Raw genomic sequence first — 18,103 nt, 5'->3', positions numbered from 1 at the left:
ATGATGGAAGTACTCGCAAATTTCTTCGGTGCCTTCCTCCCTGAGTGGATGGTGACGCTGCTAATCATTTTGATCAAAGTCGTGGCGATTGTGCTGCCGCTGATCCTATTGGTGGCTTACGCGACTTACGCAGAACGCAAAATCATCGGTTTTATGCAGGTGCGTGTGGGGCCGAACCGGGTTGGGTTCAAAGGCTTGTTGCAGCCGTTTGCGGATATGTTCAAGCTGATTTTTAAGGAAATTGTGATTCCTGCGAAATCTAACCGTTTCTTATTTTTGATCGCACCCTTGTTGGCAATGGGGCCTGCGTTTGCGGCGTGGGCGGTGATTCCGTTCAGTGACGGCATGGTGTTGGCGGATGTGAATGCGGGGCTGTTGTTCCTGTTGGCACTGACTTCCTTGGGAATTTACGGGGTCATTATTGCGGGTTGGGCATCGAATTCTAAGTATGCGCAACTGAGTGCGATGCGTCTTGGAGCGCAAATGGTGTCGTATGAAATTGCAATGGGGTTTGCACTGGTTGGGGTGTTAATGGCATCCGGCAGCCTGAACCTCGGCGACATTGTGCGGGCGCAATCCGGTAGCATTTTTAGCTGGTTTGTGTGGCCTTTGTTTGGTTTGTTCTTGGTGTATTTTATTTCGGGTGTGGCAGAAACCAACCGTGCGCCATTCGACGTGGCGGAAGGTGAATCCGAGATCGTGGCGGGTTTCCATGTGGAATATTCCGGCATGGCGTTCTCGATTTTCTTCCTCGCGGAATACGCCAATATGTGGCTGATTGCCGCACTGACTTCGTTGATGTTCTTGGGTGGGTGGTTGTCACCGTTCCAAGGGCTGACTTTCTTGACGGATATGCCGGTATTGGGCTGGGTGTTTGGTGATGGTATCCATTGGTTACTATTGAAAGCCTCGTTCTTTATGCTGCTGTTCTTTTGGTTTCGCGCCACGTTCCCGCGTTACCGTTATGACCAAATCATGCGCTTGGGGTGGAAAATTCTGATCCCGATAACCTTGGTGTGGATTTTTGCGGAAGGGCTGGCGATCGCGCTGGGCTGGAAACCGTGGCTGTAAGGAGACTGATATGAGTTTCAACTGGAAACATTATTTCAAGACGTTCAGCCTGAAAGAATTGATGCAGGGCATGGGCGTGACGGGGAAGTATTTCTTCGAGCGTAAAATCACGATTCAGTACCCGGAAGAGAAAACGCCGATTTCCAACCGTTTTCGTGGGCATCACGCGCTGCGGCGTTACCCGAACGGCGAGGAACGTTGCATTGCCTGCAAATTGTGCGAAGCGGTTTGCCCGGCATTGGCAATCACGATTGATTTGGAAGAACGCCCGGATGGTACTCGCCGTACCACGCGCTATGACATAGATATGTTTAAGTGCATTTACTGCGGTTTCTGTGAGGAAGCCTGCCCGGTGGATGCGATTGTGGAGACCAATATTTTCGAGTATCACTTTGAAAATCGTGGTGAAAATATTCAAACCAAAGACAAATTGCTGGCAATCGGTGACAAGCACGAAGCTGAGATTGCCAAGATGAAAGCCGCTGATGCGCCGTACCGTTAAGGGGATGACATGACATTTGAGCAGATTATCTTTTACCTGTTTTCCGCTGTATTACTGGCAGCGGCAGTGGGGATGGTGACGGTACGCAGCCCGGTGTATGCGGCGTTATGCCTGATTTTGAGCTTTTTCACTAGTGCCGCATTGTGGTTGCTGTTGGAAGCGGAATTCCTCGGCTTAGTGCTGGTATTGGTGTACGTCGGGGCGGTGATGGTGCTGTTCCTGTTCGTGATTATGATGCTGGACTTGAACACAGATCCGTTGAAAGAGGGGCTGGTGAAACACGCGCCTGTCGGCTTTGGGGTGGCATTAGTCATTGCGGTGGAAATGATCATGGTGCTGCAAAGTGCGCCGTTTCAGATTGCGACACCGTTGAATCCGGCTCCGGCGAATAATACCGAAGCGTTGGGCGCGATTTTGTATACTGATTACGTGTATCCGTTTGAAATTGCGGCGGTGATTCTGGTGGTGGCGATTATTGCCGCGATTACCCTGACGCTACGTCGTCGCCCGGATTCGCGTAAACAAGATATTAGCCAACAGGTGCAGGTGAAGCGGGCAGACCGTGTACGTCTGGTGAAGATGAAGTCCGAAACCAAGGAGCAAGCATGATCCCTTTGTCGCATTTCCTGATTGTGGCGGCTTTGCTGTTTGCGATCAGCATCGCAGGCATGATCCTTAATCGTAAGAACGTGCTGATCTTGTTGATGTGCATTGAGATGATGTTGCTGGCGGTGAACCTGAATTTTATCGCGTTTTCCCATTATTTGGGGGATATGGCAGGGCAGGTGTTCGTGTTCTTTATCCTCACGGTGGCGGCGGCGGAAGCGGCGATTGGCTTGGCGATTTTGGTGGTTTTGTTCCGTAACCGGCGCACGATCAATGTTGAACAACTTGATGCGATGAAGGGGTAAGCGATGGAAGCAATTTATCTGGCTATTCCGCTTGCACCGTTGTTCGGGGCGATTGCTGCGGGGCTGTTTGGGAAAAAGATTGGACGTGCAGGTGCGCATTGGGTCACGATTTTGGGCGTGGCGGTGGCGTTTTTGCTGTCGGTTTACGTTGCCTATGATGTGATGGGCAATGGTAATAGCTATAACGGTACGGTGTATACTTGGGCTGAAATTGGCAAAATCCGCTTTGAAGTGGGGTTTATGCTGGATAATCTCAGTACCATGATGATGCTGGTGGTGACGTTCGTGTCGTTGATGGTGCATATTTACACCATCGGTTATATGCATGAAGACCCCGGTTATCAGCGTTTCTTTAGTTATATTTCGTTGTTTACCTTTTCGATGCTGATGCTGGTCATGAGTAACAACTTTATGCAGTTGTTCTTCGGCTGGGAAGCGGTCGGGCTGGTGTCGTATTTACTGATTGGTTTTTGGTTTAAGAAAGACACCGCGATTTACGCCAATATGAAGGCGTTTTTGGTGAATCGCGTGGGTGACTTTGGCTTTTTGTTGGGAATTGCAGTGGTGCTGATGTATTGCGGCACTTTGGATTATGTGGAAACCTTTGCGCGTTTGCCCGGTTTAGTTGGGGCGGATATAGAGATTATCGACGGCACTAAATGGAGTGTATTGACGTTAATCGCTATCTTATTGTTTATTGGCGCAATGGGTAAGTCAGCGCAAGTCCCGTTGCATGTGTGGTTGCCCGATTCGATGGAAGGTCCTACACCGATTTCAGCTTTGATTCACGCGGCGACAATGGTGACGGCAGGTATTTTCATGGTGGCACGCATGTCACCGATTTTTGAAATGTCGGATACTGCGCTGAACATGATTCTAATTATTGGTGCAACCACCGCATTCTTTATGGGACTGATTGGGATTGTGCAGAATGATATTAAGCGAGTAGTCGCGTATTCAACATTGTCGCAGCTTGGTTATATGACGGTGGCGTTAGGTGCTTCCGCTTATTCTGCCGGGGTATTTCACTTAATGACTCATGCTTTTTTTAAGGCATTGTTATTCTTGGCGGCGGGTTCAGTGATTATAGCGATGCACCATGAGCAGGATATTCGCAAAATGGGTGGGCTGAAAAAGTATATGCCGATTACTTATTGGACTTCTCTGATTGGCTCGTTGGCATTGATTGGTTTCCCCGGTTTCTCTGGTTTCTTTTCCAAAGATTTGATTATTGAAGCGGTACATGAATCCCATTTGTGGGCGGCTGGTTATGCTTATACGCTGGTGTTGTTAGGGGTGTTTGTTACCGCTTTTTACAGTTTCCGTATGTTCTTTTTGGTGTTTCACGGTAACGAGCGTTTTGATTCGCACGGTCATGATGATCACGGGCATCATGGACACGGTGGGAAACCGCATGAGTCACCGTGGGTTGTGACGATTCCTTTGATTGCATTGGCGATTCCGTCGGTCTTCGCTGGGTATTTGTTGGATCCGATGGTGGTTGGCGCATTTTTTAAAGATGCCATTTTTGTGAATGATGCCGCGCATAATTTTGATCCGGGTTTGAAAAGTTTGCTGTCGGCGCATTTGTCGATCGAACATATTAGTGCCGGGTATCATGGCGTGATCGGTTTTATTGTACACGGCTTGATGGCTCCGCCTTTCTGGTTAGCAATGGCAGGTTTGGCGACGGCTTGGTTTATTTATTTGAAAGATGATTCACTGGCGCGTTGGGCGTATGACAAGTTTCGCTGGCTGCATACCTTGCTGGATCGTAAGTATTATTTGGATGATTTTAATCAGAATGTGTTTGCGAAAGGCTCTATTAATTTGGGTAACGGGTTGTGGTCTTTCGGCGAGCGCATGATGATTGATGGTTTTGTGGTGAATGGCGCAGCAAAAGCAGTCGGATGGTTTTCTGGGCTGGCGCGTCATCTTCAGACCGGGTATTTGTATCATTACGCCTTTTCGATGGTGGCAGGCATCCTGTTGATGCTTACTTGGTTTTTGTTTTTCTAACCCCGTTCTGTTGGCTTTAACTGGAATTGCACATGCTTGATTTGCCAATACTGAGTTTGTTGATCTGGTTGCCGATTATCGGTGGCTTGGGTGTGTTGATTGTGGGCGATCGTTCTGGCGCTAAGCAGTTTGCACTGGGGATTGCGTTACTGACGTTTTTGATCAGTTTACCGTTGTACGCATACTTTATACCCAATACTGCCGAGATGCAGTTTGTGGAACTTATTCCTTGGGTTGAGGCGTTTAATATTAACTACCATCTGGGCGTGGATGGCATTTCCATGCCATTGATTCTACTGAACACATTTATTACGGTGATGGTGGTGATTGCGGGTTGGGAAGTGATTACGTATCGGATTTCCCAATACATGGCGGCTTTTTTGATCATGGCGGGGATTGTCAACGGGGTATTCGCGGCGTTGGATGCCATGCTGTTCTATATCCTGTTTGAGGCAATGTTGATTCCGCTGTTTTTGATCATTGGCATTTGGGGTGGCGCACGGCGGGTGTATGCCACCATCAAGTTTTTCTTGTATACCTTTTTCGGTTCAGTGTTTTTACTGATCAGTTTGATCTATATGTATCAATTGGGCGGCAGTTTCGCGGTGGCAGATTTGCATACACTGCGAATTGATAGTGTGCCGCAAACGCTGATCTTCTTGTCATTTTTGCTGGCTTTCGGGGTGAAAGTACCCATGTGGCCGGTGCATACCTGGTTGCCGGATGCGCACGTGGAAGCGCCTACGGGCGGTTCGGTGATTTTGGCGGCGATTACATTGAAAGTCGGTGGCTATGCCTTTCTGCGGTTTGCTTTGCCGATTGTGCCGGATGCTGCTGCGCAATTGGACTGGTTGGTGATTTTTATGTCGCTGACGGCGGTGGTGTATATTGGTTTTGTGGCGTTGGTGCAGCAGGATATGAAAAAGCTGGTGGCTTATTCCTCTATCGCGCACATGGGTTTTGTGACCTTGGGCTTTTTTGTGATTTACGGCATTACCGAGAGTACGCAGAATGTTGAGGGTGCGATGAGCAGTGCAGTCTTGGCGATCCAAGGCGGGATGGTGCAAATGGTGTCGCACGGCTTTATTTCTGGCGCAATGTTCTTGTGTATCGGGGTGTTGTATGACCGGATGCATACCCGTGACATTAATGCTTACGGTGGGGTTGCCAATCAAATGCCGACATTTGCGGCGTTGTATGTGCTGTTTGCGATGGCAAATACGGGCTTGCCGGGCACGTCGGGATTCGTGGGTGAATTCATGGTGATTTTGGCAAGTTTTCGTGCGAATCCGTGGATTGCGTTTGCGGCGGCAACGACATTGATTGTGGGCGCTGCGTATACGCTGTGGCTGGTGAAACGGGTGCTGTTTGGTGAAGTGAAAAATGCGGAAGTCGCTGCTTTGCAGGATATTGGGCGGCGGGAGTTTTGGATGTTGGCAGTATTGGCGGGTGCGGTATTGTTACTGGGCTTGTGGCCTCAACCTTTGACGGATGTGATGGAAGTGTCAATCGAAAATCTGTTGTCTCAGGCGTTGCAGAGCAAGTTGTGTTCTGGGCTTGCGGGGGGGTGCTAGTCATGAATATTACCATTGCACTGCCGGAAATTTTTCTACTGAGTACGATCTGTCTGATTTTGTTATTGGACGTGTTCCTACGCGAAAATTGCCGCATGGTGACATACCTATTGACCCAAGTGGCTTTGTTGGCAACCGCATTATTGGCTTATGGCGCAATGGATGGGGATAAAGTCACTGGTCTGAATGGCATGTATGTGCGCGATGATTTAGCCGGTGTTTTAAAAATCAGTATTTTATTGCTAACGTTTGCAGTGTTTGTGTATGCCCGCAAGTATTTGAAAGACCGAAACATTTGGGTAAGTGAGTTTTTCTTGCTGGCGCTGTTTGCGGTACTGGGTATGTTGGTGATGGTCTCTGCCAATCATTTGCTGGTTATCTATTTGGGTTTGGAATTGCTGGCGTTGTCGATGTACGCACTGGTGGCATTTAATCGTGACGATGGGCGTTCTTCCGAAGCGGCGATGAAGTATTTTGTGCTCGGCGCGATTGCGTCAGGTTTGTTGCTGTATGGAATTTCGATTCTGTACGGCTTGAGCGGCAAGTTGGAGTTCACTGAAGTCTTGGTTTATATCAATGCGCAAAATGTGCTGGAAAATATTCCGCTGTTGTTTGCTTTGGTCTTTATCGTGGCAGGCATTGCGTTTAAGTTTGGTGCAGTGCCTTTCCACATGTGGGTTCCCGATGTGTATCAGGGCGCTCCAACGGCGGTAACGATGTTTTTGGGAAGCGTGCCGAAATTGGCAGCGCTGGCGATGTTGTTGCGGGTATTGGCGGAATCAATGGGGGCGGCTCAACCCGGTTGGGCGCAATTGCTGCTGGTATTTGGGTTGTTGTCGGTCTTCCTTGGTAATCTGATTGCGATTGCGCAATTCAATCTGAAGCGGATGTTGGCTTATTCGACGATTGCACACATGGGTTTTATTCTGTTGGGTGCGCTGACGGGTACAACGGAAGGTTATAGCGCCGCACTGTTTTATACGATCACTTACGCGATGATGGCGGTGGGTGGTTTTGCGATTCTGATTTTGTTGGGGCGCGAAGGTTTTGAGGCGGAAACGCTGGATGACTTGAAAGGTTTGAACGAGCGTAACCCTTGGTATGCCTTTATTATGATGATTTTCTTATTTTCGATGGCAGGTATTCCACCAACCGTGGGCTTCTACGCGAAATTATCGATTATTCAATCGGTTATGCAGGCGGGTTATTTGTGGCCTGCGGTATTCATGGTGGTGATGTCGGTGATTGGGGCGTATTACTACTTGCGAGCCATCAAAATGATGTACTTTGATAAGCCGGAACAAACCGCGCCGATTCAGGCTGAACTTGATTTTAGTGTGCTGATCAGTGTAAATGGCGTGCTCATGGTGTTGTTAGGGTTGTTCCCTAGCGCTTTAATGGGTATTTGTTCAGCAGCAATGGTCGCTAGTCGTTTATGAGTTTATTGGTGTTACAGTGGGGCTTTCTTGGCCTCGCCTTGGTATTGGCTAATCTGCCTTGGTTAAGCCAACGTTGTTTTCTTATTTTGCAATGTGAACACAAATCAGCATGGCTACGTTTGCTGGAATGGTTTGTGCTGTACTTCATCGTGGGTGGCTTGGCATTGTTGCTGGAGCAGCGTGCGATGGGAATCATACACCCTCAGGACTGGGAATTTTACGCCGTTACCTTGGCCTTGTTCTTGGTATTCGCATTTCCGGGGTTTATTTACCGTCATGTGCGTTAATTTCACGTTTTGTTTCGATTAAGGCTTGCAAGGGGAAACCCTTTGCTTTATAGTTCGCTCCTCTGATGCGGGGTGGAGCAGTCTGGCAGCTCGTCGGGCTCATAACCCGAAGGTCGCAGGTTCAAATCCTGCCCCCGCTACCAATTATAAGAAGGCCCCTATCAGGGCCTTTTTTATTATGTGCTACCCAAGAAAGTACCCAAGACGTAATGCAAGAAAGATTAGACACGCTGATTCATACCACTGTCACCGGCCTCGGTTATGATTTGTGGGGTTATGAGTACCGTCCACAAACGGAAAGTGCGTTGCTACGTATCTTCATCGACGCTGAACAAGGCATTACGGTAGAGGATTGTGGACGTGTCAGTCACCAGTTAAGTGCCTCACTGGACGTGGAAGACTTGATTCCCGTTGCTTATATTCTTGAAGTATCTTCGCCCGGAATTGATCGGGTGTTATTCATCCCCGCACACTATGCTCTGTATGTCGGTCAGCAAATCAAAGTGCGCACTCGCCTGCCGGTGGAGAAACGCCGCAACTTCGTTGGGAAGTTGCAGGACGCGAACGACACCCATATTTTCATGGAAGTGGACAGCACAGTCTTTGAGATTCCTTACGAGATTATTGATCGTGGGCGAGTTGTTTTGGATATTCGACCTCAGCGCAAGGGCGGTAAACACGCATGAATAAAGAAATTCTCTACGTTGTTGATGCAGTCTCCAATGAAAAAAATGTTAGCAAGGAATTAATTTTCCAAGCAGTAGAAACGGCATTAGCAATGGCTACCCGTAAACGTTACGGCATGGGCATTGATGCGCGGGTATCGGTTAATCGCCAAACGGGTGATTATGAAACCTACCGCCGCTGGAAAGTCGTGGACGATGAAGATCCCGATTTTGAAAGTCCAGAACGCCAAATTTTAGAAAGCTACGCCAAAGATCGCGGTTTCAGCATTGCTATTGGCGATTATCTTGAAGAAGCAATTCCTTCGGTGGAATTCGGGCGTATCGCGGCACAAACCGCCAAACAAGTGATCGTTGCCAAGGTGCGTGAAGCCGAGCGCGAGAAAGTCGTTTCCGCTTACCGCGATAAAGTCGGGCATTTGGTTATGGGTGTGGTCAAGCGTGCCGATCGCAAAGGCATTGTGCTGGACATGGGCGAAAATGCAGAAGCATTTATTCCCCGTGAAGAAACCATTCCCGGTGAAATGTTACACGTTGGGGCACGGGTCAGAGGTTATCTGAAAGAAATTCATCAAGACATGCGCGGCCCGCAGATTATTGTCAGCCGCTCGGATGTGAATTTCCTGATTGAGCTAATGAAACTCGAAGTTCCCGAAGTCAGTCAGGAAATGATTGATATAATGGGAGCCGCTCGTGATGCAGGTTCACGCGCTAAAGTTGCCGTTCGTGCTAATTTGCCGAACATTGACCCGATTGGCGCTTGCGTGGGGATGCGTGGTTCACGTATTCAAACCGTTACCAACGAACTCGGTGGCAAAGAGCGCGTCGACATCGTGCTGTGGAACGAAGACATTGCGACCTATGTCATGAACGCGATGGCTCCGGCTGAAGTGCTTTCCATCGTGGTCGATGAAGAAAGCAAAAGCATGGATATTGGTGTCGATGGCGAAAAGCTGTCACAAGCCATTGGTCGTGGCGGGCAAAATGTACGCCTTGCCAGCGAGCTGACCGGCTGGACATTGAATGTCATGAGTGTGGAAGAAGCCGAAGCCAAGACTCAGGCCGAGCAACAATCCATCATTAACCTGTTCATGGAAAAACTGGACGTTGATGAGGAAGTGGCGGTGATTTTGGTGGAAGAAGGCTTCTCGACACTCGAAGAAGTCGCTTACGTGCCGCTTGAAGAGTTCTTAGCGATTGAAAGCTTTGACGAAACGATTGTTAATGAATTGCGTGACCGCGCTCAAACCGCGCTGCTGTCGCAAGCCATTTCTCAGGATAGCCACTTGCCAGCGGCAGACCTCCTGCACATGGAAGGCATGGATGATACCCTAGCCTTCAAGTTGGCAACCCAAGGCATTTGCACGATGGAAGATTTAGCAGAACAATCCGTGGATGAACTCACGGAATTGGCTGGCATTGATGAGGCTCGTGCAGCCAGTTTGATTATGAAAGCTCGTGAACCGTGGTTCGCGGACGATAAAGCAGAAGCTTAATTCTGCGGGAGGAAGAAATAAATGTCGGACATAGCAGTCAAAAAACTTGCCGAGATAATCAATGCTCCCGTTGAAGTTCTGCTCAAGCAGTTACAGGACGCAGGTATTCATGTTGATGGCCCTGACGCTTGGATTACTGATGCGCAGAAATTCAAATTGTTGGCGCACATTCGCCAAGGCGCAGCTCCTGTCAGCACGGGTGGCAACAAAATTACCATTAAACGGCGTTCAACCAGTGAAATGACCGTTGGTGCAGGCGGCGCACGCAGCAAAACCGTGAGCGTTGAAGTAAGACACAAAAAAACGTTCACGCCTGGTGTCAAACCTGCGGAGCAGTCGGTCGCTGCGGAAGCGCCGTCTAGCCCTGCACCTGTTGCCCCTGCATCTGCATCTGCACCTGTTGCAGGAGCGCGTCTCAGCCGCACGGAAGAATTAGCGCGTCAGTTATCCGCTGAGCGTCAAGCACGTGAGTCTGCGGTGCAAAAATCCGGGCAAGATCGGCGTCAACAGGAAAATAAGCGCATGGAGCGTCAAGCAGCCGCAGCAACGGCTGCTGTTGCCATGCCTCAGCCAGCGCCAGCGCCTGCGGTAACAGCAGTAGTTAATGAAGCGGTTACACCGGTAATGCCAGCAAGCGCTCCAGCACCGGTGGTGGCAGTCACTACTCCAGTGCCTGAAGTCACTGTTGCCGTCAGCAAACCTCAAGAAAGCGTCAAACCCGTCGCCGTACCCCGATTAAAGCAGCAGAACCCGCTCCCCCAATGCCTGTTACCGTTACTACCAGTACTTCCAGTGCCGAATTAACTGAAAACTTGAGCGCCAGAGAACAACGTGAAGTTGTTGTTGCGGCTGCTCGTGAAGAAGCGGCAACCGCCTTGAAACGTCGTCCTTCCAAATTGAAACCCAAGCCAGCGTTAGCGCCGGTTGAAGTGGTGGATGTTAGCGAACCTGAGCCAGAAAAGCCGGTTGTTGCGGAGGTTGTGGTTGAGAAGTATACCGAAGCCGCCGTAGCATCTGACGATAAGCGTGTTGATAAAAAATCATCCAAGGCGAAAGTGACTGGGCGTGGCGGACGTGAAGAATTGCATGTTCCCTCAACAGGCGGCGGTGGCGGCGGTGGTCGCCCCGGTAAAAAGAAAGGCGGCGGCGGACGTCGTGATGCTTTCAAGCCTGATTCGCGTCAGCAGCAGAACAATGCCAAGCACGGTTTTGAGAAGCCAACCGCACCGGTTGTTAAGGAAATCGAGATTCCTACTACGATTGTGGTGTCTGATTTGGCGCAAAAATTAGCTATTCGTGCGACTGACATTATCAAAGCGATGATGAAAATGGGCATGATGATGACCATCAACCAAGCCATCGACCAAGATACGGCGATTTTGGTGACGGAAGAATTGGGTCACAAAGCTAAGCCAATGCAGGAAATGGATGATGCCGCATTGTTGGCGGCGATGATCGGACAAGATGTTACCGATTACGAATCCAAACCGCGCCCGCCAGTCGTGACGATTATGGGACACGTTGACCACGGTAAAACATCTTTGCTCGACTATATCCGTAAAACACGGGTAGCAGCCGGTGAAGCAGGTGGTATTACCCAGCATATTGGCGCTTACCACGTCGACACGGATCACGGCACGGTCACTTTCCTTGATACCCCCGGACACCAAGCGTTTACCCAAATGCGTGAACGTGGTGCAAAAGTTACCGACATTATTATCCTGATTGTTGCAGCCGATGACGGCGTGATGCCACAAACCAAAGAAGCCATTAAGCACGCGAAAGCGGCGGGTGTGCCAATGGTGGTGGCAATCAACAAAATTGATAAGCAAGGTGCGGACATTGACCGGGTACTGAGCGAACTTTCCCAGCACGAGGTGAATACTGAAGCGTGGGGCGGTGATGTGCCAGTTGTGCAGATTTCTGCAAAAACCGGGCAAGGCATTGATGCCTTGCTGGAAACCTTGCTGTTAGTGGCAGAGGTGCAGGAGTTGACTGCACCGGTTGATGCGCCTGCTACCGGTCACGTGATCGAAGCCAGTATCGAAAAAGGTCGCGGCGCGGTTGCCACTGTTTTGGTACGTAGTGGTACTTTGCGGCGTGGTGATTTGCTGCTGTGCGGTTCTGAATACGGCAGAGTGCGGGCGATGTTCGACGAGACGGGTCGTCCCGTGAAAGAAGCAGGCCCTTCCATTCCTGTTGCCGTATTGGGTCTTTCCGCCGCACCGGAAGCGGGCGATGAAGTCGTGGTATTGAACGACGAACGCAAAGCGCGTGAAATTGCTGAATTGCGCCGTGAAAAACAACGCGACACCCGTTTTGCAGCACAATTCGTGAGCAAGTCGGAAGACTTCTTTACGCAAGTTAAAGCCAGTGAACGTGCACAAGTAAACGTATTAATCAAGGCTGACGTACAAGGCAGCGTGGAAGCTTTGCGCACTGAGTTGCTCAACCTTTCAACGGATGAAGTCGAAGTGCGGGTGGTGGCATCCGGCGTTGGCGGCATTAGCGCCAGTGACGTCGATTTAGCCATGGCATCTAAAGCCACGATGATTGCGTTCAATGTGCGTACCGACGCTACCGCGCGTAAAACCGCTGCGGATAACGGTGTCACGATTCGTTATTACAGCATCATCTACGAAGTCATTGATGACATTAAAGCGGTGATGAGCGGCTTGTTGTCGCCAGAAGTGCGCGAAGTCTTTGTCGGTTTGGCGGAAGTGCGCGATGTATTCCGTTCGTCGGCATTGGGTCAAGTGGCGGGTTGTTTGGTGGTCGATGGTGCCATGCGCCGTAGTCTGCCGATTCGCGTCTTGCGTGATAACGTGGTGATTTTCAACGGTGAGTTGGAATCCTTGCGCCGTCACCGTGATGACGTGAAAGAAGTCCACATGGGGACAGAGTGCGGTATCGCGGTCAAAGATTACAACGATGTGCGTAAAGGCGATAACATCGAATGTTACGAACGCATTGAAGTGGCGCGGAAGATTTAAACTATGCCCAGTCATCATTCACGCCCTCAAGGTTTTGCCCGTGCGGATCGGGTCGGCGAACAAATCCGCCGTGATTTGGCTATCCTGATTCGCGATCGGGTGAAAGACCCGCGCGTTGGGATGATCACATTGCTGGATGTGGAAGTGTCCAAAGACTTCGCTCATGCCAAAATCTGGTTCGACGCTTTGCAAGCCGATCAAGGTTTGGAAGCGCAGGAAGCCTTAAACCATGCAGCCGGTTTCTTGCGGCGTGAACTGGGACATTTGCTGAAATTGCGCATGACACCGGCATTGCATTTCTTTTACGACGACACCCAAACTAAGGGTAATGCGTTGTCAGCACTGATTGCTAAAGCCGTGGCTTCTGATCGGCATGAAGATGACGATGCGGATGAATCGGAAGCGGCTGATGATGTGACGGATGCTAATAACGGCACGGCTGCCCCTTGAGTAAGCGGCGTTTTCGCAAACTGAATGGCATTTTATTGCTGGATAAAGGCCTAGGCGTATCCAGCAATAAAGCGTTACAAGATGCACGTTTCCTCTTCCAAGCGGAAAAAGCCGGGCATACCGGCAGTCTCGATCCGCTGGCTTCTGGCATGTTGCCAGTCTGTTTTGGCGAAGCCACCAAGGTTTCTGCCTATCTACTCGATTCCGACAAGCGTTATCTGACCACCGCAACACTGGGGTATGTGAGTACCACGGGTGATGCGGAAGGTGAAAAGCTCAATCCGCGCCCCATTCCTGAGATTAGCGATGCGCTGCTTGAAGCGGTGTTGGCGCAATTCCGTGGCGAGATTAGCCAAATTCCCCCGATGTATTCCGCGCTGAAAAAAGACGGGCAACCGCTCTATAAGCTGGCGCGGCAAGGCGTGGAAGTGGAACGTGCCGCGCGTGCGGTGACGATTCATGCGCTGCAAGTGTTGTCACGCACCGCCGATACGCTAACGTTGGACGTGGTATGCAGCAAAGGCACGTACATTCGCACATTGGTGGAAGACATTGGCGAAAAGCTGGGTTGTGGCGCGTATGTTTCGATGCTGCGGCGTGAATCGGTTGAACCGTTTGGCGCATCCCGCATGTACACCTTGGAAGAATTACGGGCGCTGGAAAAAGATCCTGAGGCTTTGGATGCATTATTGTTGCCGCTGGATGTCGCTTTACCGCACTTACCCGCGATCACGGTGGCTGAAGCGGTGATTGTGCGCTTGCGTCAGGGGCAAAAAGTGCGTACCGACGATGCCGACGCCGAATTGCTGCGTTTATACAGCGAATTCGGCGAATTCATCGGCTTGGGTGCAGCCATTAACGGAGTAATTATCCCCCGGCGCTTATTGGCGTATTCTGTGGCGGATGAGCTCACAGCCCCATGTGCAGGTACTTGATTTCCAAGTATTCGTCTATGCCGTATTTAGAGCCTTCACGCCCTAAACCGGAGCTTTTTTGCCCACCGAAGGGTGCTACTTCGGTGGAAATAACGCCGCTGTTAATGCCAACCATGCCGTATTCCAAGGCTTCAGAAACTCGCCAGACGCGCCCAATATCACGCGCATACAAGTAAGCCGCCAGCCCGAATTCTGTATCATTTGCCATCTGAATCGCTTCTGCTTCGGTATCAAACTTAAACAATGGCGCGACCGGGCCAAAGATTTCTTCTTTCGCTACCCGCATGGACGCTGCCACATCGGTCAATACCGTAGGCACATAAAACGTACCGCCCAATTCGTGGCGTCGCCCGCCGCCAATAACCGTTGCACCACCGGCAACTGCATCGGCAATCAAGCTTTCGACTTTGCATAAAGCCGCCTCGTCAATCAATGGGCCTTGGGTGACAGTGGGGTCAGTGCCGTGTCCGACCTTGAGCGCGGTAACGGCTTGTGCCAACTTTTCGGCAAAAGCGTCATAGATGCTGGCTTGCACCAAAAAGCGGTTGGCACACACACAGGTTTGCCCGGAATTGCGGTATTTTGACGCTATCGCACCCGTGACGGCAGCATCCAGATCGGCATCGTCAAATACGATAAACGGTGCATTGCCGCCAAGTTCCAACGATAATTTTTTCAAAGTAGGGGCGCATTGCTGCATGAGTAAACGCCCCACGGCGGTTGAGCCGGTGAAACTGAGTTTGCGCACCTTGTCATTGGCGGTGAGTTCGCCACCAATTTCAACGGGATCGCCGGTAATAACGCTGAAAATACCCGCCGGTATGCCTGCTTGTTCCGCCAGCACCGCTAACGCCAAGGCGGATAAGGGCGTTTGTTCGGCAGGTTTGACCAGCATGGCACAGCCAGCGGCAAGGGCGGGCGCGGCTTTGCGGGTAATCATGGCGGCTGGAAAATTCCACGGGGTAATCGCGGCACACACGCCGACCGGTTCTTTAATGACCACAATGCGGCTATTCGGGAACGGCGAGGGGATCACATCACCGTAAGTGCGCTTGCCTTCTTCCGCAAACCATTGGATGAAAGCTGCTGCATACGCGATTTCACCGCGTGCTTCTGCTAAGGGTTTGCCTTGTTCGGCAGTCATGATCTGGGCTAAATCGTCTTGATTGTCGAGGATGAGCTGATACCAAATCTGTAAAATTTTGGCACGTTCGGCGGCGGTGCGTTTGCGCCAGTTGCGTTGCGCTAGGGTTGCGCCTTCAATCGCTGCGCGGGTTTGCGCGGCACTGCAAGCGGGTACAGTGGTGATAATATCGCCAGTGGCTGGGTTGGTGACATTCAAAGTGCGTTGGGTGTCAGCGTGCACCCATGCACCGTCGAGGTAGCATTCGGAACGTAACAAAGCGGGGTTGCGGAGTGTCAACATGCGGAATTTCCTTTGCGAATATTTACGATGGTTTTGCAGAGCGGAAAACCACTGCACCCCCAAAAGACGCCGTATTTGCCTTCACGTTTTACCAGCGATTTACCACAGGCAGGGCAAGCGGAGTTTACGGGGGTGGGTGCGGTAACAGCCGTCGTGTTCGTAACAGTAACCGGTAGTGGTTTTACGTCGGTGGCGGTTTCGGGGGGTAATGTTCCCACGCTGGCTTTGGCGCGTGCCAGCACTTTATGCAGCCAGTTTTGCTGCTTTTCCATGAACTGTTCGAGCAACATCTCACCACTGGCAACCGCTTCGAGTGCTTGTTCCCACGCCGCTGTCAGCGCGGGATCTTTCACCGCGTTGGGTAACATGCCGATCAGGGCTACGCCTTTCGGGGTGGCGCGAAGCTGTTTCTTTTTGCCTTCGCGCTCCAATAATTTGCGGAGTAAGAGCGTTTCGATAATCGCCGCACGTGTGGCTTCGGTGCCGATTCCTGCGTTTTCTTTCAGAATTGCTTTGAGTTTGGGGTTCTCAACGTGTTTGGCGATACCTTTCATGGCTTGGATCAATGTGCCCTCGGTGTACGGCGCGGGCGGTTTGGTTTGGCGTTTGAGGCATTCGGTCTCTTGAATCAATACGCTATCTCCCACGTTCAATTGCGGTAAGGCTTGCGTGTCGGCATTCGCGGGAACGCTGCTGGTGTCACCGGGTTCTTGGTAGGCAATTTTCCAGCCTGCGACGCGATCAACGCGCCCTGATGCACGGAATTTGTACTGCTGGCATTCCAGTTCGATCACGCTTTGATCGTATTCGTAAGCGGGGAAAAATTGCGCCAAATAACGTTTGCGAATCAGGTCGTAGATAAAAAACTCGGCTTCTGACAGGCGTTCAATACTGCCTTTGGCGGCGGTGGGAATAATGCCGTGGTGGGCGGTAATTTTGCTGTCATCCCAGGCTTTGCTTTTGCGACTGGGGTTGGCTTGCTCCACCAGCGCGGATAAATTGCGATCCGTTTGGGTGAGCGCTTGAAAGACTGCCGCTGCATCCGCGTGTTGCGACACGGGTAAATAGCCGCAATCGGTACGCGGGTAGGTGGTCAGTTTGTGGGTTTCGTACAAGGCTTGCGCCACATCCAACACTTGTTTAGCGCTCATGCCCCAGCGTCGCGACGCTTCTACTTGCAGACCGGAAAGCTCGTAGGGCAACGGCGCGTTCTGGTGTTTGCGTTCAGTATCGCAGCGCAGCACCTTGGCATCTTGCCCTTTGCAGCTTGCCGCGACGTGTTCGGCTAACTGGCTGTCTAGGCAACGGCCTTCCGCGTCAATGCCTTGCTGACCTTTTTGTGGAATCCAGTTGGCTTTGAAGGTTTGTTCGGCAGCATCGGGCAAACATGCGGCAGTCACATCCCAATAATCCAGCGGCACGAAATGTTTAATCTGTTCATCGCGATCCACCACCAGCCGTAGCGTGGGGGTTTGGACGCGCCCGACACTCAATGCCCCACTGTTAGCCGTCAGTTGCCCGTTGTATTGTGCGGCTAACGTATAGGCACGGCTCAAATTCATGCCCACCAGCCAATCGGCACGGCTACGCGCTAAGCCTGCCTGATACAGGGATTCGGTTGCGGCACCGGGTTTGAGTTGCGCTAAGGCTTTGCGAATGCTGGCATCATCCAAAGCGGATAACCACAGGCGTGATATTTGCCCGTGATAACGGCACATATCGAGCACTTCCCGCGCAATCATTTCGCCTTCGCGATCCGCATCCGTGGCAATGACGACGTGTTGGGCGTTTACGAGTAATGCTTTGATAACTTTGAATTGTTTTGCCCCGGATTTTTTTACATCCAGTTTCCATTGTTGCGGTAAAATCGGCAGGGAGGCAAAATTCCAGCGCTTGTATTGCTCACCATACGCATCCGGTTCAGCTTGTTCCAACAAATGCCCAAAGCACCAAGTGACGACAATTCCTTGGCCTTGTAAAAAGCCATCACCACGCCCACTTGCACCTAACACGCGGGCAATATCGCGTGCTTGGCTAGGTTTCTCACACAAGTACAGCATGGTTATTAATCGTTAAGTGAATCATCGCCAACATCATAGGCATTTCTGAGGACTGCGGCAAACGGCTTGTTAAATGAATTTTCGGTTAAGACTTCTATTTTCTCGTTATGCCTGTTACTCTCTACGCATATCCTGCTGATTCGGCTACGTCTATTAATCCGTATTGTCCTAGACGACACTTGGGTTAAGTGCATCCAATAATATCAAAAGCTGAATGCGGCTAATCGTAAGCGTGAATAAATCGCAATACAGTGTTT

Annotated in this window: 16 protein-coding genes and 1 tRNA gene; 15 read left to right on the top strand and 2 right to left on the bottom strand. The window is 50.8% G+C overall.

Annotated elements, in window-relative coordinates; all coding sequences use genetic code 11:
* The 15 genes from nuoH to truB all read left to right on the top strand — a co-directional run bounded on the left by nuoH (position 1) and on the right by truB (position 14,360).
* Positions 1-1,071: an NADH-quinone oxidoreductase subunit NuoH gene (gene nuoH / locus HMY34_RS03565; protein WP_202717936.1), complete on the top strand. Its 1,071-nt coding sequence runs from the start codon at positions 1-3 to the stop codon at positions 1,069-1,071.
* 10 nt (positions 1,072-1,081) lie between these two features.
* Positions 1,082-1,573: an NADH-quinone oxidoreductase subunit NuoI gene (gene nuoI, locus HMY34_RS03560; RefSeq protein ID WP_093069530.1), complete on the top strand. Its 492-nt coding sequence runs from the start codon at positions 1,082-1,084 to the stop codon at positions 1,571-1,573.
* Positions 1,574-1,582: 9 nt separating this feature from the next.
* Positions 1,583-2,182, top strand: a complete 600-nt coding sequence (locus tag HMY34_RS03555; protein ID WP_202717935.1) for an NADH-quinone oxidoreductase subunit J — start codon at positions 1,583-1,585, stop codon at positions 2,180-2,182.
* Positions 2,179-2,484 (top strand): NADH-quinone oxidoreductase subunit NuoK, encoded by a 306-nt coding sequence (gene nuoK / locus HMY34_RS03550; protein ID WP_093069533.1) that lies wholly within the window; start codon positions 2,179-2,181, stop codon positions 2,482-2,484. The genes HMY34_RS03555 and nuoK overlap by 4 nt, the downstream gene beginning before the upstream one ends.
* Before the next feature lie 3 nt (positions 2,485-2,487).
* Entirely contained in the window at positions 2,488-4,503 is a 2,016-nt protein-coding gene (nuoL, locus tag HMY34_RS03545) for an NADH-quinone oxidoreductase subunit L (RefSeq protein WP_202717934.1), read from the top strand.
* A 32-nt stretch (positions 4,504-4,535) separates the two neighbouring features.
* A complete protein-coding gene (locus HMY34_RS03540; RefSeq protein WP_202717933.1) occupies positions 4,536-6,077 on the top strand; it encodes an NADH-quinone oxidoreductase subunit M in 1,542 nt (513 codons plus the stop codon).
* A gap of 2 nt (positions 6,078-6,079) precedes the next feature.
* Positions 6,080-7,516 (top strand): NADH-quinone oxidoreductase subunit NuoN, encoded by a 1,437-nt coding sequence (gene nuoN / locus HMY34_RS03535; RefSeq protein WP_202717932.1) that lies wholly within the window; start codon positions 6,080-6,082, stop codon positions 7,514-7,516.
* Positions 7,513-7,803 carry a DUF2818 family protein gene (locus tag HMY34_RS03530; protein ID WP_202717931.1) on the top strand — a complete coding sequence of 97 codons (291 nt, stop codon included), beginning with the start codon at positions 7,513-7,515 and terminating at the stop codon, positions 7,801-7,803. The genes nuoN and HMY34_RS03530 overlap by 4 nt, the downstream gene beginning before the upstream one ends.
* Before the next feature lie 66 nt (positions 7,804-7,869).
* A tRNA-Met gene (locus tag HMY34_RS03525) sits at positions 7,870-7,946 on the top strand.
* A gap of 66 nt (positions 7,947-8,012) precedes the next feature.
* Complete coding sequence (gene rimP / locus HMY34_RS03520) at positions 8,013-8,489, top strand: ribosome maturation factor RimP (RefSeq protein WP_202717930.1); 477 nt, start codon at positions 8,013-8,015, stop codon at positions 8,487-8,489.
* Complete coding sequence (nusA, locus tag HMY34_RS03515) at positions 8,486-9,982, top strand: transcription termination factor NusA (RefSeq protein ID WP_202717929.1); 1,497 nt, start codon at positions 8,486-8,488, stop codon at positions 9,980-9,982. The genes rimP and nusA overlap by 4 nt, the downstream gene beginning before the upstream one ends.
* A 21-nt stretch (positions 9,983-10,003) precedes the next feature.
* Positions 10,004-10,786 (top strand): translation initiation factor IF-2 associated domain-containing protein, encoded by a 783-nt coding sequence (locus HMY34_RS20115; protein WP_228287970.1) that lies wholly within the window; start codon positions 10,004-10,006, stop codon positions 10,784-10,786.
* Positions 10,744-12,975, top strand: a complete 2,232-nt coding sequence (gene infB, locus HMY34_RS03510) for a translation initiation factor IF-2 (protein WP_228287969.1) — start codon at positions 10,744-10,746, stop codon at positions 12,973-12,975. The genes HMY34_RS20115 and infB overlap by 43 nt, the downstream gene beginning before the upstream one ends.
* A 3-nt stretch (positions 12,976-12,978) precedes the next feature.
* Positions 12,979-13,425 (top strand): 30S ribosome-binding factor RbfA, encoded by a 447-nt coding sequence (gene rbfA, locus HMY34_RS03505; protein WP_202717928.1) that lies wholly within the window; start codon positions 12,979-12,981, stop codon positions 13,423-13,425.
* A complete protein-coding gene (truB, locus tag HMY34_RS03500) occupies positions 13,422-14,360 on the top strand; it encodes a tRNA pseudouridine(55) synthase TruB (protein WP_202717927.1) in 939 nt (312 codons plus the stop codon). The genes rbfA and truB overlap by 4 nt, the downstream gene beginning before the upstream one ends.
* Here truB and HMY34_RS03495 read toward each other — a convergent pair.
* Both HMY34_RS03495 and HMY34_RS03490 read right to left on the bottom strand, forming a co-directional pair.
* Positions 14,335-15,786, bottom strand: a complete 1,452-nt coding sequence (locus tag HMY34_RS03495; protein WP_202717926.1) for an NAD-dependent succinate-semialdehyde dehydrogenase — start codon at positions 15,784-15,786, stop codon at positions 14,335-14,337. The genes truB and HMY34_RS03495 overlap by 26 nt on opposite strands.
* Positions 15,780-17,846, bottom strand: coding sequence for a DNA topoisomerase III (locus tag HMY34_RS03490; RefSeq protein WP_202717925.1), 2,067 nt, complete (start codon positions 17,844-17,846; stop codon positions 15,780-15,782). Before HMY34_RS03490 ends, HMY34_RS03495 begins: the two co-directional genes overlap by 7 nt.
* Between the last annotated feature and the right edge of the window lie 257 nt (positions 17,847-18,103).

This window comes from Thiothrix subterranea (assembly GCF_016772315.1).
Classification (GTDB): Bacteria; Pseudomonadota; Gammaproteobacteria; order Thiotrichales; family Thiotrichaceae; genus Thiothrix; species Thiothrix subterranea.
The sequence above is the reverse complement of the archived record's forward strand: the minus strand, read 5'-3'. Positions and strand labels throughout refer to the sequence as shown.

What these genes read in the sequence shown, in the direction of transcription:
- nuoK (WP_093069533.1), top strand. Translation starts at nt 2,179, where the DNA reads ATGATCCCTTTGTCGCATTTCCTGATTGTGGCGGCTTTGCTGTTTGCG.
- nuoL (WP_202717934.1), top strand. Translation starts at nt 2,488, where the DNA reads ATGGAAGCAATTTATCTGGCTATTCCGCTTGCACCGTTGTTCGGGGCG.
- rimP (WP_202717930.1), top strand. Translation starts at nt 8,013, where the DNA reads ATGCAAGAAAGATTAGACACGCTGATTCATACCACTGTCACCGGCCTC.
- HMY34_RS03490 (WP_202717925.1), bottom strand. Translation starts at nt 17,846, where the DNA reads ATGCTGTACTTGTGTGAGAAACCTAGCCAAGCACGCGATATTGCCCGC.
- HMY34_RS03495 (WP_202717926.1), bottom strand. Translation starts at nt 15,786, where the DNA reads ATGTTGACACTCCGCAACCCCGCTTTGTTACGTTCCGAATGCTACCTC.
- HMY34_RS03530 (WP_202717931.1), top strand. Translation starts at nt 7,513, where the DNA reads ATGAGTTTATTGGTGTTACAGTGGGGCTTTCTTGGCCTCGCCTTGGTA.
- nusA (WP_202717929.1), top strand. Translation starts at nt 8,486, where the DNA reads ATGAATAAAGAAATTCTCTACGTTGTTGATGCAGTCTCCAATGAAAAA.
- nuoN (WP_202717932.1), top strand. Translation starts at nt 6,080, where the DNA reads ATGAATATTACCATTGCACTGCCGGAAATTTTTCTACTGAGTACGATC.
- nuoI (WP_093069530.1), top strand. Translation starts at nt 1,082, where the DNA reads ATGAGTTTCAACTGGAAACATTATTTCAAGACGTTCAGCCTGAAAGAA.
- rbfA (WP_202717928.1), top strand. Translation starts at nt 12,979, where the DNA reads ATGCCCAGTCATCATTCACGCCCTCAAGGTTTTGCCCGTGCGGATCGG.
- infB (WP_228287969.1), top strand. Translation starts at nt 10,744, where the DNA reads ATGCCTGTTACCGTTACTACCAGTACTTCCAGTGCCGAATTAACTGAA.
- nuoH (WP_202717936.1), top strand. Translation starts at nt 1, where the DNA reads ATGATGGAAGTACTCGCAAATTTCTTCGGTGCCTTCCTCCCTGAGTGG.
- HMY34_RS03555 (WP_202717935.1), top strand. Translation starts at nt 1,583, where the DNA reads ATGACATTTGAGCAGATTATCTTTTACCTGTTTTCCGCTGTATTACTG.
- HMY34_RS03540 (WP_202717933.1), top strand. Translation starts at nt 4,536, where the DNA reads ATGCTTGATTTGCCAATACTGAGTTTGTTGATCTGGTTGCCGATTATC.
- HMY34_RS20115 (WP_228287970.1), top strand. Translation starts at nt 10,004, where the DNA reads ATGTCGGACATAGCAGTCAAAAAACTTGCCGAGATAATCAATGCTCCC.